Origin of the sequence: Paenibacillus sp. FSL P2-0322 (genome assembly GCF_037975315.1) — a bacterium.
Lineage (GTDB): Bacteria > Bacillota > Bacilli > Paenibacillales > Paenibacillaceae > Paenibacillus > Paenibacillus polymyxa_B.
This window is the reverse complement of sequence record NZ_CP150243.1, coordinates 4,695,457-4,713,285: the sequence shown is the minus strand read 5'-3', so window position 1 is coordinate 4,713,285 and position 17,829 is coordinate 4,695,457. Positions and strand designations below refer to the sequence as shown.

The 17,829-nt window shown below is 47.4% G+C and carries 14 protein-coding genes and 1 riboswitch; of the genes, 8 read left to right on the top strand and 6 right to left on the bottom strand.

What is annotated here, in order from left to right; translation table 11 throughout:
- The first annotated feature begins 131 nt into the window (after positions 1–131).
- Positions 132–299 carry an aspartyl-phosphate phosphatase Spo0E family protein gene (locus MKY24_RS20765; RefSeq protein WP_339200771.1) on the top strand — a complete coding sequence of 56 codons (168 nt, stop codon included), beginning with the start codon at positions 132–134 and terminating at the stop codon, positions 297–299.
- On the opposite strand, the gene thiE is transcribed toward MKY24_RS20765, so the two are convergent.
- The 5 genes from thiE to MKY24_RS20740 form a co-directional block, all read right to left on the bottom strand.
- Positions 244–957, bottom strand: coding sequence for a thiamine phosphate synthase (thiE, locus tag MKY24_RS20760; RefSeq protein ID WP_339202375.1), 714 nt, complete (start codon positions 955–957; stop codon positions 244–246). The genes MKY24_RS20765 and thiE overlap by 56 nt on opposite strands.
- Positions 954–1,784 (bottom strand): bifunctional hydroxymethylpyrimidine kinase/phosphomethylpyrimidine kinase, encoded by an 831-nt coding sequence (gene thiD, locus MKY24_RS20755; RefSeq protein ID WP_023990017.1) that lies wholly within the window; start codon positions 1,782–1,784, stop codon positions 954–956. The genes thiE and thiD overlap by 4 nt, the downstream gene beginning before the upstream one ends.
- On the bottom strand, positions 1,781–2,623 hold the full coding sequence (thiM, locus tag MKY24_RS20750) for a hydroxyethylthiazole kinase (RefSeq protein ID WP_339200770.1): 843 nt from the start codon (positions 2,621–2,623) through the stop codon (positions 1,781–1,783). The genes thiD and thiM overlap by 4 nt, the downstream gene beginning before the upstream one ends.
- Positions 2,624–2,697: 74 nt before the next feature.
- Positions 2,698–3,387 carry a thiaminase II gene (gene tenA, locus MKY24_RS20745; RefSeq protein WP_071558338.1) on the bottom strand — a complete coding sequence of 230 codons (690 nt, stop codon included), beginning with the start codon at positions 3,385–3,387 and terminating at the stop codon, positions 2,698–2,700.
- 136 nt (positions 3,388–3,523) lie between these two features.
- Positions 3,524–3,626: riboswitch (TPP riboswitch) on the bottom strand.
- Positions 3,627–3,718: 92 nt separating this feature from the next.
- Positions 3,719–5,440: an NAD-dependent malic enzyme gene (locus tag MKY24_RS20740; RefSeq protein WP_071558339.1), complete on the bottom strand. Its 1,722-nt coding sequence runs from the start codon at positions 5,438–5,440 to the stop codon at positions 3,719–3,721.
- 505 nt (positions 5,441–5,945) lie between these two features.
- Between MKY24_RS20740 and MKY24_RS20735 the strand changes: the two genes are divergently transcribed.
- The 4 genes from MKY24_RS20735 to MKY24_RS20720 are packed head-to-tail and all read left to right on the top strand — an operon-like array spanning position 5,946 to position 10,418.
- Positions 5,946–7,067, top strand: coding sequence for a glycosyltransferase (locus MKY24_RS20735; protein ID WP_028541542.1), 1,122 nt, complete (start codon positions 5,946–5,948; stop codon positions 7,065–7,067).
- A 4-nt stretch (positions 7,068–7,071) separates the two neighbouring features.
- A complete protein-coding gene (locus MKY24_RS20730) occupies positions 7,072–8,337 on the top strand; it encodes a transporter (protein WP_053325987.1) in 1,266 nt (421 codons plus the stop codon).
- Positions 8,321–9,547 carry a glycosyltransferase family 4 protein gene (locus MKY24_RS20725; RefSeq protein ID WP_023990011.1) on the top strand — a complete coding sequence of 409 codons (1,227 nt, stop codon included), beginning with the start codon at positions 8,321–8,323 and terminating at the stop codon, positions 9,545–9,547. The genes MKY24_RS20730 and MKY24_RS20725 overlap by 17 nt, the downstream gene beginning before the upstream one ends.
- Positions 9,507–10,418, top strand: coding sequence for a glycosyltransferase family 2 protein (locus tag MKY24_RS20720; protein ID WP_160789922.1), 912 nt, complete (start codon positions 9,507–9,509; stop codon positions 10,416–10,418). The genes MKY24_RS20725 and MKY24_RS20720 overlap by 41 nt, the downstream gene beginning before the upstream one ends.
- Here MKY24_RS20720 and MKY24_RS20715 read toward each other — a convergent pair.
- Positions 10,386–11,090, bottom strand: a complete 705-nt coding sequence (locus tag MKY24_RS20715; protein WP_023990009.1) for a response regulator — start codon at positions 11,088–11,090, stop codon at positions 10,386–10,388. The genes MKY24_RS20720 and MKY24_RS20715 overlap by 33 nt on opposite strands.
- Before the next feature lie 45 nt (positions 11,091–11,135).
- On the opposite strand from MKY24_RS20715, the gene MKY24_RS20710 reads away from it, so the two are divergent.
- The 3 genes from MKY24_RS20710 to MKY24_RS20700 are packed head-to-tail and all read left to right on the top strand — an operon-like array spanning position 11,136 to position 17,799.
- Positions 11,136–11,585 (top strand): hypothetical protein, encoded by a 450-nt coding sequence (locus tag MKY24_RS20710; RefSeq protein WP_023990008.1) that lies wholly within the window; start codon positions 11,136–11,138, stop codon positions 11,583–11,585.
- Positions 11,582–13,318 carry an ATP-binding protein gene (locus MKY24_RS20705; protein WP_023990007.1) on the top strand — a complete coding sequence of 579 codons (1,737 nt, stop codon included), beginning with the start codon at positions 11,582–11,584 and terminating at the stop codon, positions 13,316–13,318. The genes MKY24_RS20710 and MKY24_RS20705 overlap by 4 nt, the downstream gene beginning before the upstream one ends.
- A gap of 50 nt (positions 13,319–13,368) precedes the next feature.
- Positions 13,369–17,799, top strand: coding sequence for a hypothetical protein (locus MKY24_RS20700; RefSeq protein ID WP_339200767.1), 4,431 nt, complete (start codon positions 13,369–13,371; stop codon positions 17,797–17,799).
- Positions 17,800–17,829 lie beyond the last annotated feature (30 nt).

Below are 17,829 nucleotides of genomic sequence, written 5' to 3'. Positions count from 1 at the left end.
GCTCTTTTAACGTGGATTTAGGGGCATCTTTGTTTATGCAAACTTTTGGGATGTTCTTTTTTTGTTAGGCGCATCATTCGAAAATCCAAAAAACGTCTTTTTGTCATAAAATATGACATATAGGAGGGATCATGCTGATGAACCAAGGTGTGACTTTACTTTGTGTCGAACGAGCTAGGAAGAAACTGTACCAGGTCCAGAAAAAGTATGGATTTTTAACACATCCCAAAGTAATAGAACAATCTAAAAAGCTGGATGATCTGTTGAATCATTATCAAACATGTAGATCGAATCATTGAGAAATGATACCATATTTTCCTTTAATTCTTTGACCGCACCTCTAACCTGTTCTGACTGTGTCACGGCTGAAATCACCGCCACACCATCTGCACCTGCACGTGCGACTTCCTCAACACGGTCCACTGTAATACCTCCGATCCCAACAATCGGCACATCAATTCCCGCTTTACGCATCTCATATAAAATTGCCGGTCCCTGTACGGCATGGGCATCATCTTTCGAGATGGTGGGATAGATGGGTCCGACGCCGAGATAATCAGCACCTTGCAGGATGGCTCGACGTGCTTCCTCAATGGTATGGGCAGAGACGCCTAAAATTCGATTTCCGATTCGCTCGCGGACGGATTCGGCGGATTCATCGTCTTGACCGATGTGAACACCGTCGGCGTCGATTTCAAGAGCTAGCTCCACATCGTCATTGATGATGAAGGGGACACCAGCGTGACGGCACAGTTCCTGTAGCTGGCACGCAAGTTCGAACATAGGAACGCCCGTTAACGCGCCAAGACCCTTTTCCCGGAACTGGACCATGGTTGCGCCGCCAGCCAGAGCCTCTTGCACGACCCAGCCTGGTTTCGCGAGGCAATTCACGCTTCCAAGCACCAGGTACATCTGTAGCTGGCGGCGCACCACCTCTGACAACATTCTGCCGTTCATAGCAGCATCTCCTGACGACGGCGGAAGGCCCAATGATTGGTGGGTCCATGTCCTTGTCCAAGCTGCAAAGGTTCCTCAATCGCTGCCTGGATGAAGGCTTTGCCATTCGAGATAGCCTCCGGTACAGACATCCCTTTCCCTAATTCCGCGGTAATCGCTGCTGAGAAGGTGCATCCTGTTCCGTGTGTATGAACAGTCCGTACTCGCTTGCCGCTCAGCTCTGTAAAGGCGGTTCCGTCAAAGAGTAGGTCCACAATCTGTTCGCTGCTCTCGCTCTCGTCAGCGTGGCCACCCTTGATCACAACGAATTTTGATCCCATACTGCTAATATGTCTCGCAGCCTCGCGGCGATCCTCCATCGTATGGATACTGATCCCTGTCAGGGCTTCCGCCTCCGGGATATTCGGTGTAACGACCAGGGCCAAGGGGAGCAGGTCGTCCTTCAGAGCCTGCATCGCTTCTGGCTGCAGCAGCTTTGCGCCTCCCTTGGCAATCATCACGGGATCGACGACAACCTTTTTCCAGCCGAACTTTCGAATCTGCTTGCTCACAAGACGGATGATGCCCGCATTAAACAGCATGCCAGTCTTCAGAGCATCCACTCCAAGGTCTAATCCTACAGCTTCGATCTGTTCCGCTGTTGCTTCCTGTGGCAGCGGATATACGCCGTGGACCCCTAAAGTATTCTGTACGGTAATGGCCGTAATAGCCGACATGCCGTAAACGCCAAGCTCCTGAAAGGTTTTGAGATCGGCTTGAATCCCGGCCCCGCCGCCACTGTCCGAACCGGCAATCGTCAGTGCTCTGGGTACACGAACGTCTGTCATCGCGCACCACCTGCTGTGGTTGTTCCGGCTTCACGGACAGTGACATGCCCCTCTAGCGAACATGTATGTAGTTTGGCGAGCTCGTCGAGAAAGGCAATCTGGAAGCTGCCGGGCCCCAGCTCTGCGGTACGTGCTGCGGCTCGGGAAGCTGCTGCACCGTAAAATGCCAAGCCTGCTGTACCTGCGAGCAGCAGGTTGGGTTCAACAGCTGCAAAGGCACCTAACACAGAGGTCAGCAGGCAGCCTGCTCCGGTTACCTTCGTGAGCAGCGCGTCTCCACCGCTTATCATTCGTACTTCGGCCCCATCGGTGATGACGTCCTCTTTTCCAGTAATGACAACCATTGTATTGAGCGTTCGAGCAGCCCGAATTGCCAGATCGACATTTCCGCTGTCAGCACTGTCACCAGCATCTACGCCTTTAATCTCACGCGCTTCTCCAACAAGATGCGCGACTTCGGCTGCATTGCCCCGCACCAATGAGATTTTGACTTTTCTCAGGATTCGCAGTGCCGACTCAGTTCTAAAGCTCGTTGCTCCCGCACCGACCGGATCTAGCAGGACCGGAACACCGTGTGCATTCGCCGATTGTCCAGCAATGATCATGGCATCCACCAGTTCGCGGTTCAGCGTACCGATGTTTAACACGACGGCTCCCGCTATTTTTGCCATGTCTGCTACTTCCTCGGGTGCATAGGCCATCACCGGGGAGGCGCCCAATGCATACAGGCCGTTGGCCGTAAAGTTAGTGACTACCACATTGGTCATATTGTGAACGAGGGGTTTGCTGTTTTGTACCTTCTTCAGGAGATCCGAATAACTTTTTTCCCATGTACTCATAATGATTATCCTCTCTATAGTTGGTGGTTCAACAGGGCATTAACCGTACTTCACGCATCGAATTGCCAAGCTGACTATTCCAAGACCGCTGCCTGTATCTGGACCGGCCATTCTTCCTGCTTATAGGCCATGTCCCAGAACTTATATTCCAGCTGGCAGCTCAGTATAAAATGCTCAATCATCCGCTCTCGCTCAGCAGCCGTTGCGCCTTCCGCCCAAGCATCTACACGTTCTCGGAACTTGAGTGTTGTATCATCAAGCTGGTCTCCATAGAAGCCCATCCATTCATAGAACGGATGAGACTCATCCGGCTTTACTTCATCCAGCAGCCTGCGACCAATCTCGGCATACGTCCACATACATGGCAGCAGCACAGCCAAGATCTCGCCCAGGCTGCCCTCATGCGCAACCGTCAGCATGTGACGGATATAGTGATGAGCCGACGGAGCGAGCGGATATCCCTGCAACTCTTCATAGCTCACCCCTGCGACAGCACAGAAATTTTGATGCGGATGAACCTCGCTGTGGAGAATAAAAGAGATTTGTTCATTAAATACAGCCATGTCCTCCCGATTCGTGCATTTGGAGATTGCGATGCCGTATATCCGCATGTAGGCGTTCAAATATTCAAAGTCCTGTTTTACATAGTGAATCAGCTGTCCCCTTGTCAAACTTCCTTCAGCAATACCTCTCACAAAGGGATGCTCAAAAATCGCTTGAAAAATGCCGTCCGCCTGCCGACGGAGTTCTTGTGTAAAACTCATTTTCCCCACCTCCATTAAATTGAAGAGCAAGAAGTCCTGTAAGAATATAATTCCGGAACAACGCTAAAAAGCCGCCCCGGAAAAATGGAGCGGCTTCAACAATAGGCCCAATACGCAAAAAACGCTTGAAACCTTATATACGAAGGCTCCACTTTCCTACGCTAGTACGAACTAGATCAGGTTCAAAGGGTCCAAGATACATTCTTGTCTCAGCCATATTGGCTCCCCTAGTGGACTTCTATTCTTTTGACTATTACTGTACATACGTTCATACGCTATGTCAAACATAGTGTGCAAAATATTAAATTTCCTCTAGTTAGGTGTTTTGGGCTTAGTGAGGATGATGAATTACACTTTCCACTGCTTTGACCTTGGCATATTCCGGTTTCCACATTGCATCTTGTATAGCTTGTTCCACATCTGAAATGTGCGCCTGCGCTACCTGATCCTGAATCGCGGCTTTTGCAACCGCAATCGCAACAGCGTACGAAACTTCGCGTAATTTTCGGATATGAGGGAGTAGCGCACCGCCAGGCGTATTCGAATCTACACCATTGGCAACAGCAACTGCTGCGGCTGTAAACATCGCAGGGGTAATCCTTTTGGCTTTAACCACAATCGCACCCAGACCCAGTCCCGGAAAAACAAAGGCATTGTTCGCCTGTCCAATCTCAAAATTTGTATCGTTATACGTAACGGGCTCAAAAGGACTTCCGGTTGCGATCAGTGCTCTGCCATCTGTCCACCGGATCAAATCCTCGGGTACTGCCTCTGCAAGGTTTGTAGGATTGGACATGGGCATAATGATCGGGCGTTCTACATGCTTTGCCATCTCCTTGATGATCTCTTCAGAAAAGGTACCTGCTACACCGGAAGTTCCAATCAATATCGTAGGCTTCACCTGACGGATGACCTCCAGTAGCGGTATTTTGCCGTCACCCGACCGGGTCCATGAGCTGACTTCATCCTTTTTGCGCACATACGGTTTCTGATACTCCAATACGTCTTCCATATCTTCCGTTAACAGCCCGCGATAATCAAAGGCCCAAAAGGACTTGAATGAATCATCTACGGAAAGGCCATCCTCGATCATAGCGCCCCGAATTTGATCAGCGTTACCGATCCCTGCAGCCCCTGGGCCGAAAACAAGTATTTTTTGTTCACGCAGCGGAGTCTTGGTGACACCCACCGCCGAAAGAATCGCAGCCAGGGTCACCGCTCCTGTACCTTGTATATCATCGTTGAAGGTGAGTATGCTTTGACCGTATTTTCCTATAATATGGCGCGCATTTACGCTACCCACATCTTCCCAATGTAAAAGCGCCTTCGGGAATTGCGCTAACGTTTTGCTGATAAAAGTATCAATAAACTGGTTATAGGCTTCTCCGCGAACCCGTTTATGGCGGTTTCCGATGTACAGTGGATCATTCAGCAGCTTTTCATTATTCGTGCCTACATCCAGTACAATTGGCAGCACCCGCCCGGGATGAATGCCTGCCGCAGCCGTATACACTGCAAGCTTGCCAATAGCAATGTTAATCCCCCCGACGCCCCAGTCACCAATCCCCAAAATACTTTCGGAATCTGTCACGACGATCAGATCCACATCATGGCCGCTCAAACCGGAATTATGGAATGCTTGTCCAATACCGTTCGGGTTATCTATCGACAAATATACGCCTCCAGGGCGGTTATACTCGTGACTATATTCTTGAATCGCGGTTCCTACGGTCGGCGTGTAGACTACGGGCAGCATTTCACTCAAATGATCGGTAAGCAGCCGGTAGTAGAGTACGACATTTCGGTTGTGAAGGTCGTTGAGAGAAGCATTTTTACGCAGCATGGTGGGTTGTGCGAGAAACTGCTGATATGCCCGTACGCTCTGTTTCTCCAATGAAAGGACGGTTGGAGGAAGGATTCCTTCCAAACCCAGCTCTTTGCGTTCTTCTTCTGTAAAAGCGACACCTTTGTTCAAAAGAGGATTTGCCAACACATCCTTTCCCCGTAATGGAGTAGATAATGACCCATCGCGATTGACATAAAATGCTTCCATAGAAAGACCTTCCTTCTCTTAATTTACATATTGTAAGGATTTCACAAAATTCGATTTCAGTCGCTCCGAAGTGCAAGATATAGACGAACTAAACCATTTCGATCTATATCTTGTTCATTGAAAGTCGCTTATCGGATTTTTGCAAAATCCTCAAGATGACATGTTGTCCATAGTATGGACGTGCGAATCTGTTTTATTCTTCTATTTATCTATGACAAAATAACCATATATTCTTCCTTCTGTTGATCTAAAAGAACTAATTTTCGATATGGATGCGCTAACTTATTCTGATGGTTTTGGTTCTAATGAATCAGGTCTAAATACTCTGTTTTTATCAAATATGAAAATCAGTTTTTCTTCTCTTATATCCTTATATATCATGGAGTGTCAGCTATTTTGTTAAGGAAATATGAAGTATTTGGACATTAATTTAACTCCTATAAGCAAACATTCTTAATTCTTTTTCAACAAAATAGAACTATTCGGAGGAAAAGGAGAGGTTTGTGTGCAGGGACCTATAGCCATTTTTAGCGATAACGACAGGGCTATTGATTATCCCAATGTGATTTGTTTTTACCAATATATACAGTGCGAGGACACGGAGGCAGCTTCAGTCTACGAGAACGCATGTTGTTGCCTGATTGATTATAGGGAGCCGGGGCAGGCGGTGCGGAAAGCCAATCAGATCCGTAGCCAATTTCCGCAAATGCCATTGTTACTGGTGACGGATGTAACAATTCCGTTCAGTGATCAGCATATGGTGCAAATCACCGGAGTAGGCCGTTTGCGCCTGCTATTTTGGCAAGCCAATGACACCGAAGAAATGCTTTCGGAAATACAAAGCTTGCTCTATCCCGAGTATTCGACCAAAAGCCAACATATTGCATTTATCTTGTCTGTATATAACGAAGAGCAACGTTTTGTTCATGTCAAAACCTTTGCTGAACGACTGCAAGCCTTTATCCGCAGCCATATTATTGAAGGTTCGATTTATCTCATTGATGATGGCAGCCACGATGGTACCAATGCCTTGATTAAAGCGTTGGAGGCAGCAACGGACTTGTCCGTAAACAGGATTAATCAGAATCTTAGCCCGCTGCTTCAAACAAGGGAATTGGGACGAAATACACGTAAGGCAGGGACGTATCTGGAAGGGATGCGGACCATTGGTGCGGATTACTACGTATTTGTGGATGCGGACGACTCCTTTTTTATTGAGGATATTGCCAGAATGATTAATGTTGTTCAGCAGGGCTATTATGATGTCGTGATCGGAACCAAGGATATGACCGCCGAGAATCGATCTTTATTGCGATCTGTTGTCAGCTTTGGTAAGCGGGTCATTTCCCGTCCTTTTTTACCAACAGGTGTGGTAGATTCGCAGACTGGGCTTAAAGTGATGAGTTCGGTTGCAGTGAAACGGATGTTTCCGCATTTAAAGGAACAGCTCGGACTGGCGCTGGATCTAGAAATGATGTTTATTGCCAAGCGACTCCAGCTTCGTGTGCTGCAATTACCCGTCAAATGTATTGACCGCGATGGATCGCACATTCATGTCTGGAAGGATTCTATTCGTTTTTTACGCTCCATCATTGATATTTGGCGACTGGATCGGCGGGTGAGATAACAACGTGAACAACCGATTGCGATCGTTGATGTTCCCTCTCTTTAATGTGCTGCTTAACGGATTTAATTTTTTCTTCCACATTGCAGCGAGCTGGTATCTTACCGGACAAGCTTATGGCCAGGCGAATGCGCTGCTGGCACTTTTTGCACTTTTATCCGTTTTGGGTTTATCCATCCAGCTATTAACCGCCAAACTGGTCTCTAAGGGAGACCAAAAGCTTGCGCTACGAAGCTTACCGCTCGGTTCTTTATTACTCAAAGCACCTCTGGTGCTAACCGTGCTTGCCATGATCATTTTACTCATCTTTCATCCGTTACTGCGTTCGCTATTAGGCGTCGAATCCGGCCCGCTGTTCATGCTGTATGGCTTGATCGGACTGCATATTCTTGTAAGTTCGTGCCGCGGAGATTTACAGGGCAGGGAACGCATGTTGGCGCTCAATGTGAACTATTACATTGAGGTATTAGGGAAGCTGAGCCTGTTTTTTGTTCTGGCTGCACTGGGGTTAAAGCTGGAAGCCCTACTGTTAGCAAGCTGTGGAGGAATGCTGCTGTCGCTGCTCCACGGCTGGATCGTTTCGGCTCGTGGCTTGTCCTTATTCACATACAGTGGAGAACATATCCCTTCTGGGCTATGGAAATCATTGGGTCAGGATTTCACCGATAGCCTTATGACGAATTTATTCATTTTGTTTTGTATCTCCATCGACATGTTGTATGTACAGCATTACTTTCCTGAGCAGGCCAGCAGCTATGCCATTGCGCTGAAGTACAGCCAGTTGGTCTATTACGTTTCGTATAGTCTAATTGCTGCCTTTATTCCAAAGATCGGTGCGCAGGGGCATGACCGCCAAGCTTTGGGCAAGTTGATTGCCGTCTATGCCGGTTTAATGGCTATAGCTGCAATCTGTGTATATGTGGGCACGACCTTTGTGTTCCCTTCCTCTATTCCCATATTATTCGGAGCCTCTTACCAATCGGCCGAGGCCTATATTCCATGGGGAGGATGGGTGTACTGGCTATTTTCCATCGTGCTGTTTTTTGTGCATGTGCACGTATTGGTGGGCAGACGAAAATTTATGTTCAGTCTGATGGCAGGAGCCGCGGCTTTATTAGTAGCCTTTCATATTGCCCACACAGATCCGGTAGATTTTTTGCTATCTGAGTTCATAGTTTACGGGGTTATGGCTCTCTACTTTGTGATAGACGCCTATGTGCATTTGTTCAAAATAAAGATAAAGGGGGATTTACCCCATGAATACCATACATGAACAGGACGGTAAAACCGTAGTTCTATTGCTTTCCTGGCGTGACATTCGTTCACCTAAAAGCGGGGGAGCAGAAATTTTTACCCATGAAATGCTTAAACGCTCACAGCAAGGACGTTTCCAGTTCATTCATTTTTCACCCCAATTTGAGGGGATGCCTGAGCATGAAATTATTGACGGTATTACGTATATTCGAAAAGGGAACATATACAGTGTTATTTATTATGCGATGCGCTATTACCGTCGTCATCGAGGGAAGATCGATTATGTGATTAACCAGGCGAATACGCATCAATTCTTTACCCGGTTTTGGGTGGAGGCATCCAAGAGGATCTTTTTCATACATCAACTAACAAGGGAAATATGGTTTGAGAACGCCAAATTCCCGCTAAATGTTATTGGGTTTCATATGGAGCCCTTGATGCTTAAGCTGGCTCGTAAGGATCGGACGCTTACGGTATCTCCGTCTACCCGATATGATCTGCTTAAGCTGGGCTTTCACCCGGATCGTGTTCATCTTTTACCGGAAGGCATTGAGTTTGATCATTGGCCGCGCGAACAATTTTTAACGAAGGAGCCTAATCCGACCTTCATGTATGCTGGGCGCTTCGTCAAATATAAAGGTATTGATCTGGTCGTTGAGGCCTTTGGGCAGCTCAAGGAAAAGTTCCCTCAGGCTATGTTATGGATTGCCGGAAAAACCGATAAAACCTATGTGGCAGAACAATTAGTGCCGATTATGAAACAGTATGGTTTGACATACGGAGAACCGGATGAACAGGGGCAATCGCAAGCCGATATTACCTTTTACGGATTTGTTTCAGCAGAGCATAAGCTGGAGCTGATGAGTCGTGCCCACGCGCTCGTATTTCCTTCCTTACGTGAAGGCTGGGGTTTGACGATTACCGAAGCGGCAGCCGTTGGAACCCCTAGCATTGTCAGCAATTCACCGGGTCTGGTGGATGCAACGGATTTTGGGAAGAGCGGGTATCTATGCTTTCACGGCGACATCCGAGGATTATCTGAACAAATGGAAAGAGCAGCAAAGGGCGGCGAAGATTACATGGCCATCCGTGAGCGGGCGTATCAATATGCGTTAAGATTCCATTTTGATCATACGGCTGCTGCGTTTGAGCAGTTGATGGAAGATTGGGTAGAGGAGGCGGAACAGAGTGGACAAAGTGGTCATTCTCTTCTCCACGTACAACAATGAACGGACGATAGAGCCTTGTTTGCGAAGCTGTATGGGGCAAAATTACAAGGATCTGCATATTGTAATTGCTGATGATGGCTCCAATGACCGGACCGTTGAGACGATTCGTATGCTGTCGGTAGGGAGTTCAGTACCCGTAACGGTATTGGAGCTTCCCCATGGGGAGCGGGGAGTCGCTAGGGTCAGGGCGGTTGAGGAAGCGAAACGCTTGGGTGCCGAATACATATTTGTATTGGATTCCGATATGATTTTAGCCGAACATCTGATTCAGCAGAGCATTGACTTTTTTGACGATCATCAGGATATTGGCGCCTTGGTCGTTCCGGAAGAGGCGTATTCGGAAGCAAATAATTTTTTTTCCAAAGTGAAAGTTTTTGAGCGAAATGTGATTAACAATGCGGGTGAAACCTTGGGAAAACGCTCCATTGAAGCCGCACGCTTCTGGCGAATGAGCGCTTACGAATCGACGGGCGGGTTTAATGCGGAGCAAATTGCTTTTGAAGAAATACAGCCGACCTTGCGTTATATAGAGTCTGGCGGAGTCATTCGTCGGGCGGTATTTACACGGGTATACCATGATGAAAAACAGGTGTATCTGCACGATGTATTACGTAAAAAAGCCTACTACTTTTCGGTGATGGATCGTACGATGTCATCTGAAGAGGGCGGATTGCGAAAAGCGCTGGAACGTTGGTACTTCTTCCGTCCGGTGCTGTATACATGGGGGAATTTGAAAAACTATATCCGTCACCCCTTGCTGACGATGGGGATGTTGTGGATGTATGTATGCCTGACTGTGATTGGGGTAGCCGCCGTGTTAAAGGGCGGCACCCGTCACTCAGGCGATCTCGCTAAGGCGGATAAGGCGTAACGATGAATGGCCGAGGGTCAGTGTATCCAGCGTGTATAAGTCGGGATCGGAAGATTCCGACTCCTCATACGGTATATATAATGAATGCGTGGTTAACTGAATACCTTCCCCGTCAGGATGACGTAGTGAGCAGCCGACAGGATACAGCTCAGCGAGTGCAATGTGTACAGCGGTTACGATATCTTGTTCATTCAGCAGCACATAGGGTCGGTACGGTGCATTCAAAATGCTGTCTATAAAAACTGACAGGTTGGAAGCTACGTTCTGGTCTGCATGTAGGCTGTTTCGGTTGAGTTTGGCCTGATCAAGCGCCTCATACAGTATTTTTTTTAGCGTATCATCATCCAGCTCCAGCGGTTTCGTCAAAAAACGGAACACACCGACTTGGTTAATCGCCGATAAAATGGACTGCGTATGCAGGTGACCAGACAAAATAATTCGTACGATATGTGGATAATCCTTCTTAATCATGCGAAGGAAGGTAATCCCATCCAGACCAGGCATGAGCAGATCGGAAACTACCACATCAATCGGGTGCTGTTCCAGCACTTGTAAGGCTTCTTTGGGCGTGTGAGCGGTATGTAAGGTGAATGCTTCTTGCGTCAAGGTCCGTTCAAGCAGGGACAGAACCATAGGGCTGTCGTCAACAAATAGAATGTTTTGGGGTGTCATAAGAACTGCGCAACTCCAATCAGGAAGTAAGAAATGAGGAACTACATGTATAATATCAGCGTTTTGGCATTTTTGAAAGATGTCAATACAGAACGGGCGTTGCGTCTTTTTTGTGAACGATTTGATTCGGCTGAACATGCCCTCTGGGAAAAAGGTATGCGTCTCCTTCATCAGTATCATGCTGCACGGCATACAGGAGTGACCCTGGCTGTCTCCAGCGCACTTCAGCATATGGACGATCGTCATGATATTTACGTTGTTGATCTGCGAGAATACGGCGAGGAAGAGCTGGATCGCTTATATATCGCAAAAACATGCGAGTTGATCCTACTGACGGACGGGGCAACGGAAACCGCTGCGAGGTTTGCTGCACTCCAGCGCCGTACTCCCCGGTTGCTGTGCGCACGGCTACCGCTGGTCAGCTACGAGCTGGAATGCCTGATGCAGGCTATTTTGAGCCGTCTTGAACAGAATGGAGGGGACAGGGAAGCATGAAGCAATGGGCTTTGTTGAAACCAGGTTGGCAAAAGCTGATCCTGTACCTGATCGTTCTGGGTGTGACATTGTTCTTGGCCGCTGTGCTTCAATGGTTTGTTGTGCGGCAATTCAGTGGTCACTTGGCGGAGATTCAGAACGAGCAGCTCCAGTATGAGGTACAGGAACTTTCCAGCAGCATAACCGAGCGTTATGCCGCATGGCAGACTGAACTGAAGGAGCTGTCGTCCAGTCTGGGCAGAGATATGCTGAATCAGGGAACACGCCAGTATCCTGAAGGGTTTAAGCGTGAAAGCGGCGGGGCCTTTTATGTGCTGGATGAGCAGTATCATGTGATGGTCGGGCGAGACAATCGTGAGATGAAAAGTGCGGTCCAGCAGATTAAATGGCTGCAAAATGGTTGTGCAGTAAGCTCTTTTGTGACAGAGGATCATCAGCCTGCCCAGTATATAGCATGCAGGATTCAAGGAGCGCAGATGGGCGGTTTTATGGTGCGCACGGTTGACGCTGATATGCTCAGCGGGATTATTAAAAGTAAACCGGTTAACCAGCATGAGACTTTATTTTATAACGGTCAATTTAAGGTCGTAGCTTCCCGAAGTACTTCGGATATTAACCGAACGGACATCACGGGCGTAACCCGTAGGCTGCTGGAGGGCAATACAGGTGTCATTGAAGATGACGGTGAGAAACACGGAATAGGATTCAGCCGGATTGGGGAAGAGGCCCTTTACATATCGGTTAAGGATGTAAGCGAGGATACAGCACAGCGAATCAGCTCCTTCCGCAAACAATTGTGGATGGTCATGGTTCTGATATTGTTCATTCTGTGGGCCATGCTCGTACAGTTCCGCAAAAGGATTGTAAAGGATGCCATCGTGAACAATCAGGTGCGTGACCAACGGCGAGATGAAGATATGCGACAGCAGCAGGACACGTATTATTTGCCGTTAATGCAGACGATTGAGCAGCAGCTACAAGAGCTGCAAGAGCAGACTAGCCGTCTCACAGGCGGTGATGATTTGAAGCTGCTGGGATTTTATCATGATCTAGCAAACCGCTTTGAAGCGGCTTCCAGTCAGGGAAAAGGAGCCTCTCATGAGGAACTGGAGTATTTTCGCGAGTTGAATGAAAATTTCATCCAGGGTCGTCTCAGACAGGAATCCTCACTGGGAGAGTTACTGACGGGAGTCCGTAGCTTGCGCGATGAGCTGGAAGAGAAGATGCATGATAATAGTGGAATTAGCTTTACAGATATGAATGAAGTATTGTCTGAGTCGCTGAAATGGGCGAACCGTTCATTGAACATGAAGAACATTCAAGTGATCTTGCGGCAAGAGCCTGTTCCATCGATTGCAGCACAAGCACCCATGCTGTACAAAACGATTCAGGGGCTGCTGGAAAATGCAGTTCAGGCCATGGGCCAAGGTGGAGAGCAGCCTGAGAATCAGGAAAAGGGCCGAACAGGTCTGCGGTCCAAGCGGCAATCTCAAGTGCTTAAGGTTAGTTCACGGCTGGAAGAAGGAGAAATTATTATTAACATTGAAGACACGGGCGGCGGGATTGATGATAAAATGCGTTGGAGCTATTTCCAGCCAGACTATTCCCAAAACTCCCAGGAGCATGCGTTCAGCCTGTATCATATGGATGCATACCTGAAGACCATAGGCGGTCGTTTAAAGCTGCGTAATACCGATCAGGGCTTGCAGGCAATCGTTCGTTTGAGGAGATAGGCCCAAGATAACCGACAGATATACGAGAAGTTCAAGAGAGGGGGACAAGCATGAAAAAATGGATATTTCGTTACCGCTACGATATGGCGGCAATGATGTTGATGCTGATTGCGATTGTTGCATATCTTGCACCCATCTATGGACCAGGGCAAATTGTGTTTAGCGACATTGCTTTTGGAGCCACCTCTCATCGGTATCTGGAGGAAATAACCGGAGTATGGAACGAGCGATGGTCTACCTCGACCTTGTTCAATGCTCCACGTATCCTGTACATCTTGCCCTTCTATGGACTGTCACTCTTATTTGACGAAAGCGGCCCGGTCTTGCTCAAGTCGTTTATTACAGGCTTGTTATTTGTTTCGGCATTTTCGATGTATGCCTTTGCCAAGCGACTGGTCAGCGTGTATTATTCACCAAGCTTTACGAAGACCCGTATTTTTGCCATCATGGTCGGCTCGTTGTTTTATGCGCTGAATCCGTGGGTTATTTTCCGCATTCAGCATATTTATTTGCTCTGTGGATATAGTTTGTTTCCGTTAATGCTGCGATTCTTTTTCAGTGCGGTGGACCCCAAGTTTCAAATTCAACAAATTAAAAACTATCATCCCCACAAGTTGTATCAGCGAAACTGGATCGACCTGTTCCTGTTGGCTGCGGTATTCACCGTTAGTGCTGCGGCAATTCATTATTTTTTCTTCGGCATGATTTATTTGGGATTGTTCACCATGTTGCTATTAATCAAGTTGACCTGGACCCACCGTAAGGCCGGTCGCACCTATTTGCAGCCGTTATACGGCAATTTTTTGCGTAAAGGGATCATTTTTGGCGTGTTTTTCGGTCTGCTCAGTTTTTATTGGTTGTCTCTATATGTCGGTAGCATGTTGATGGACGCTCAAGCGTCTCAGCATAATATTAACGTCGTGGATACGTTGTCTCTGTTCAGCCGCAACAGCAGTTTATATAATGTGGGTTATTTACTGAGCTATTGGTGGCCCATGTTTTCCTTGTCCTCACTGCCTGTCATGTTTTATGTAGGAGGGGGGTTTTTGTTGCTATTGATCGGGTATGCGATGGTGACACGTTCACATAAAAATCCGATCATTCTGATCTTCTCGCTACTTACGTTGCTGTTTCTGGTTGCAGCTACCGGGACGACGTTCCCATCCATTGCCAAGTGGTTTGTCATTTTGGTTACGAAAACCCCTGTGATTGGTTCGGTTTTCCGTGATCCTAACAAATTTATTGGACTGATTGCCCTTAATTTCGGGGTGTTGCTGACCTTCGGTGTTATTCAATTTATGGAATGGTTCGGATCATCCCCGTTGCAGCGTGTATATAAAAAGCTGGCGGTAGTTATTGTCGTTTTATGCCTGGGGATATATTTTGCTCCCTTGCGTACTCAGTTCATTGAGGGGTACTACAAGCCGGTACAAGTGCCGGAGGCTTATAGTCAAATGGCTGAAAAGCTGACTGACCCGGATCGTTTCGATAGCAAGGCATTATACTTTCCGATTGCTGACAATATGATTCAGAGCTATAACGGAGTAGCCACGCCCAAATGGAATAAAGGGAAGACCGCAAACGAAAAGGCAACCGGAGATTTTCAGGTATACTCTTCTCCTAAAAATACGATCTTTCATCATGAGGGGAATGATCCCGGCATTACATACTATATGAATTTTCTGCAGTATGTCATGGACAATGGATTAAGCTCCCGATTAGGCTGGCTGTTCTCTACCTTTGGGGTCAATCAGTTGGTCTACCATGATGAATATGTGGGGCAGGAGAAGCGGCAGGATTTCCACCTATCTCAGCTGGAAGGTCAGACCGGGCTGAAACGTACGTACCAGAACGGACTATTTTCCATATTTAATCTCGATCAGACACCGCCCTATATGAACATCCTTGCGAGTAAAATTGTAACACCTTACGGTTTTAGCCGACTGGAGAGCTACAGTCATCTGCCTGGTTTTGATTTTAGCCGCTTTGGGGTGCTGTTCAGTGCGTTAAAGCCTGAGCTAAAAACCATCCAGATGATTAACAAAGGGGATTATGTGGAAGCGGCGTCCTTTAATGACTTGTTGTTGTCACAGCTTCCAGCAGAGGATTACTTACGGCCTTTTGATGCCATTGAGGATGGTAATGCCTTTTTAAAATGGTCCAAAACCTTTGCCTCGACTAACGATTGGTTATGGTATTTATCCTCCCAAAATATACGGAACTTTCCGTTCGATATGGAAATGGATGCAGGGATTGCGGTCACCTTTGCCAGTAAGAAGCTGGATGTGGCCCCGTATCAGATGAGCAGCATCGATGGGAAGACGGTCGTGGACTTTGATTCCATGTTGCGGACCGAAACCTTCTTCAAGCCGGATAATCCGCAGTTGTTCAGTGTGCAGGCTAATCCCCGTGAGGAATTGAATGATGTGCCAACTCTGCACGGCGAAATTATGAAGGGAGACCCGAGTAATATATGGCAGGTCGCTAGATCGGGTTTGCTGGAAGCCAAGGAAAATAATCCGTATCAGTTCCAAATTACTGTTTCCGGTCGCGGAACGAACAAAATGCATGTGAAAATGAGATTTTACGATAAGCAAATGCGTGAACTGGGGGTTAGCTATGTCGTGGCGCCTTCGGAGGGATATAATTTTGACAGTGTGAAATTTTACGGGGAATACGTGTCGCCGCCCGGTAGCTATTGGATGCGAATGGATTTGTTAACCCTACAGCGTCCACAGCAAAAAAATTACTGGTGGATTCATGATATCCAGCTGCGTGATTTGGGGCAATATAGCAAGCCTAATACGTTTACGATGCACAAAAAACTGGATCAACCTCAAACCTCGCATGTATATGCTAGAGTGTTTATGAATAAGGCAGGCGGGAAACTGCAAGTCACACTGCCGGACAAAGTGGTTAGTATCAAGACTCAGGATGATGGTTTAAACCAATTTCAATGGGTGGATCTGGGAGAACATGTTTTTCCAAAAGGAGATACTCCAGTCACGGTTAATAACCTGCAAGGCTTTAATGCGATCAATCAATTTGCGATTGTCCCTGTGGATCAGCTAGATCAGCTATCTTTTCCAGTGGAGCAGGCATTGAAGCGGGGCAAGCTTTTTTTCACCTTGGAGGCAGAGAGCGATTTTAACGCACAAGGGAATGTACAGACGGAACGTGCTTTACCAAGACTTAGTATGGGGCGGGGGATCAGCTATCAGAAGGGGACGTTAAGCAGGGATGTGGAAGTCGCCAAAACGGGAACCTATGCCACAGCTATTTTGGCTAATCTCCCCGCTGGGTACCAGGGGTCATTAACGATGAAGTGGACGAATGAAGAGACGGGAAAGGTGCTGACCAGAACGATTCGTACGAAGGAGTCGTATAAGCGGCTACCCGCGACCTCTTTATCCGAAAAGCAGGTTATTGAAACGGTGCCCGATCAGGATGGTTTTGCCAAGAAAATCATACAAATTCCCGGTCTGCTGAATGACTACGGCCGAGTCGAATTTAAAAATCTGTTCCTAACCAAGGGGAAGTATCGCTTAACCCTTGTGCTGGATAGTCAGGTGCCGTCATTGAGCCGTTTTGGAGATATTCATCGAATGGCTGCGCAGGAAGTGACGATGATGCCGGGGGAGGATACGAAGGAATCATTGAGCACGACGGATGTCGGATGTGTGGCGGATATTCGACCTGGGCAGACGAATCTGTCAATCAAGGACGAAGGACTCTCTATCCGTTACGCACCTAGCTATTCCTGTGACTGGAATATTTATGCGTCCAAGAAAATGAAGGCAGAGCCGCTGCAAGAGTATGCCGTTCAGTTGGATGCGCGATCAGAACAAATTGGAAGTCGGCATATGAAGGTCATTTTTTTGAATAAAGCGTCCCAGGTTCTCCAAACCTCCTATATTGATGAGGTGGAGGAGAGAGATAAGGAACAATGGAATCATTATGATCAAATTGTGAAGGCTCCGGCAGGAACTGCCTTGATGCAGTTTCAGATTTTGGCGCATGCGCACAAGAAGCAGTCAGGCTTATTTCAAATGAAGCAATATTCCATCATCCCTTATCAAGCCATGATTACAGTGGATCAGTTTACGTTGTTTGAGGGATCGGATATGGATACCTTTTTTATGGCTCCACATGCATCGGAGAGCATTCAGGCAACTCGTGAAAATTCCATGGAACGCAGTTTTACGCTATATAATCCAACGCATGAACAGGTGCTGATCCGGGAGACCGAATCACCCAATCCACTGTGGGAGTTCAGGCTAGGTAGCGAAAATCAGCGAGCCCGTCTGTCCGTCAATGGAGTGACTACCGGATTCATTACCAATGGTAACGGGAACGGGAAAGTCGTCGTTATTCTGGCTTCCGCCTACCGTTTCGGCTGGGTACTGTTCCTCATAGGGATACTGGGTGGAGCAGCTTGTTTTCTTCCTTATCGGCGATGGAAGAAGCGAAATCTTCCATAAAAAGCAAGCTGCTCAGTGGGGAAATGGGTA

Excerpts from the sequence above, each read along its gene's own strand:
- MKY24_RS20765 (WP_339200771.1), top strand. The coding sequence starts at position 132 with ATGCTGATGAACCAAGGTGTGACTTTACTTTGTGTCGAACGAGCTAGG.
- thiE (WP_339202375.1), bottom strand. The coding sequence starts at position 957 with ATGAACGGCAGAATGTTGTCAGAGGTGGTGCGCCGCCAGCTACAGATG.
- thiD (WP_023990017.1), bottom strand. The coding sequence starts at position 1,784 with ATGACAGACGTTCGTGTACCCAGAGCACTGACGATTGCCGGTTCGGAC.
- thiM (WP_339200770.1), bottom strand. The coding sequence starts at position 2,623 with ATGAGTACATGGGAAAAAAGTTATTCGGATCTCCTGAAGAAGGTACAA.
- tenA (WP_071558338.1), bottom strand. The coding sequence starts at position 3,387 with ATGAGTTTTACACAAGAACTCCGTCGGCAGGCGGACGGCATTTTTCAA.
- MKY24_RS20740 (WP_071558339.1), bottom strand. The coding sequence starts at position 5,440 with ATGGAAGCATTTTATGTCAATCGCGATGGGTCATTATCTACTCCATTA.
- MKY24_RS20725 (WP_023990011.1), top strand. The coding sequence starts at position 8,321 with ATGAATACCATACATGAACAGGACGGTAAAACCGTAGTTCTATTGCTT.
- MKY24_RS20715 (WP_023990009.1), bottom strand. The coding sequence starts at position 11,090 with ATGACACCCCAAAACATTCTATTTGTTGACGACAGCCCTATGGTTCTG.
- MKY24_RS20710 (WP_023990008.1), top strand. The coding sequence starts at position 11,136 with ATGTATAATATCAGCGTTTTGGCATTTTTGAAAGATGTCAATACAGAA.
- MKY24_RS20705 (WP_023990007.1), top strand. The coding sequence starts at position 11,582 with ATGAAGCAATGGGCTTTGTTGAAACCAGGTTGGCAAAAGCTGATCCTG.
- MKY24_RS20700 (WP_339200767.1), top strand. The coding sequence starts at position 13,369 with ATGAAAAAATGGATATTTCGTTACCGCTACGATATGGCGGCAATGATG.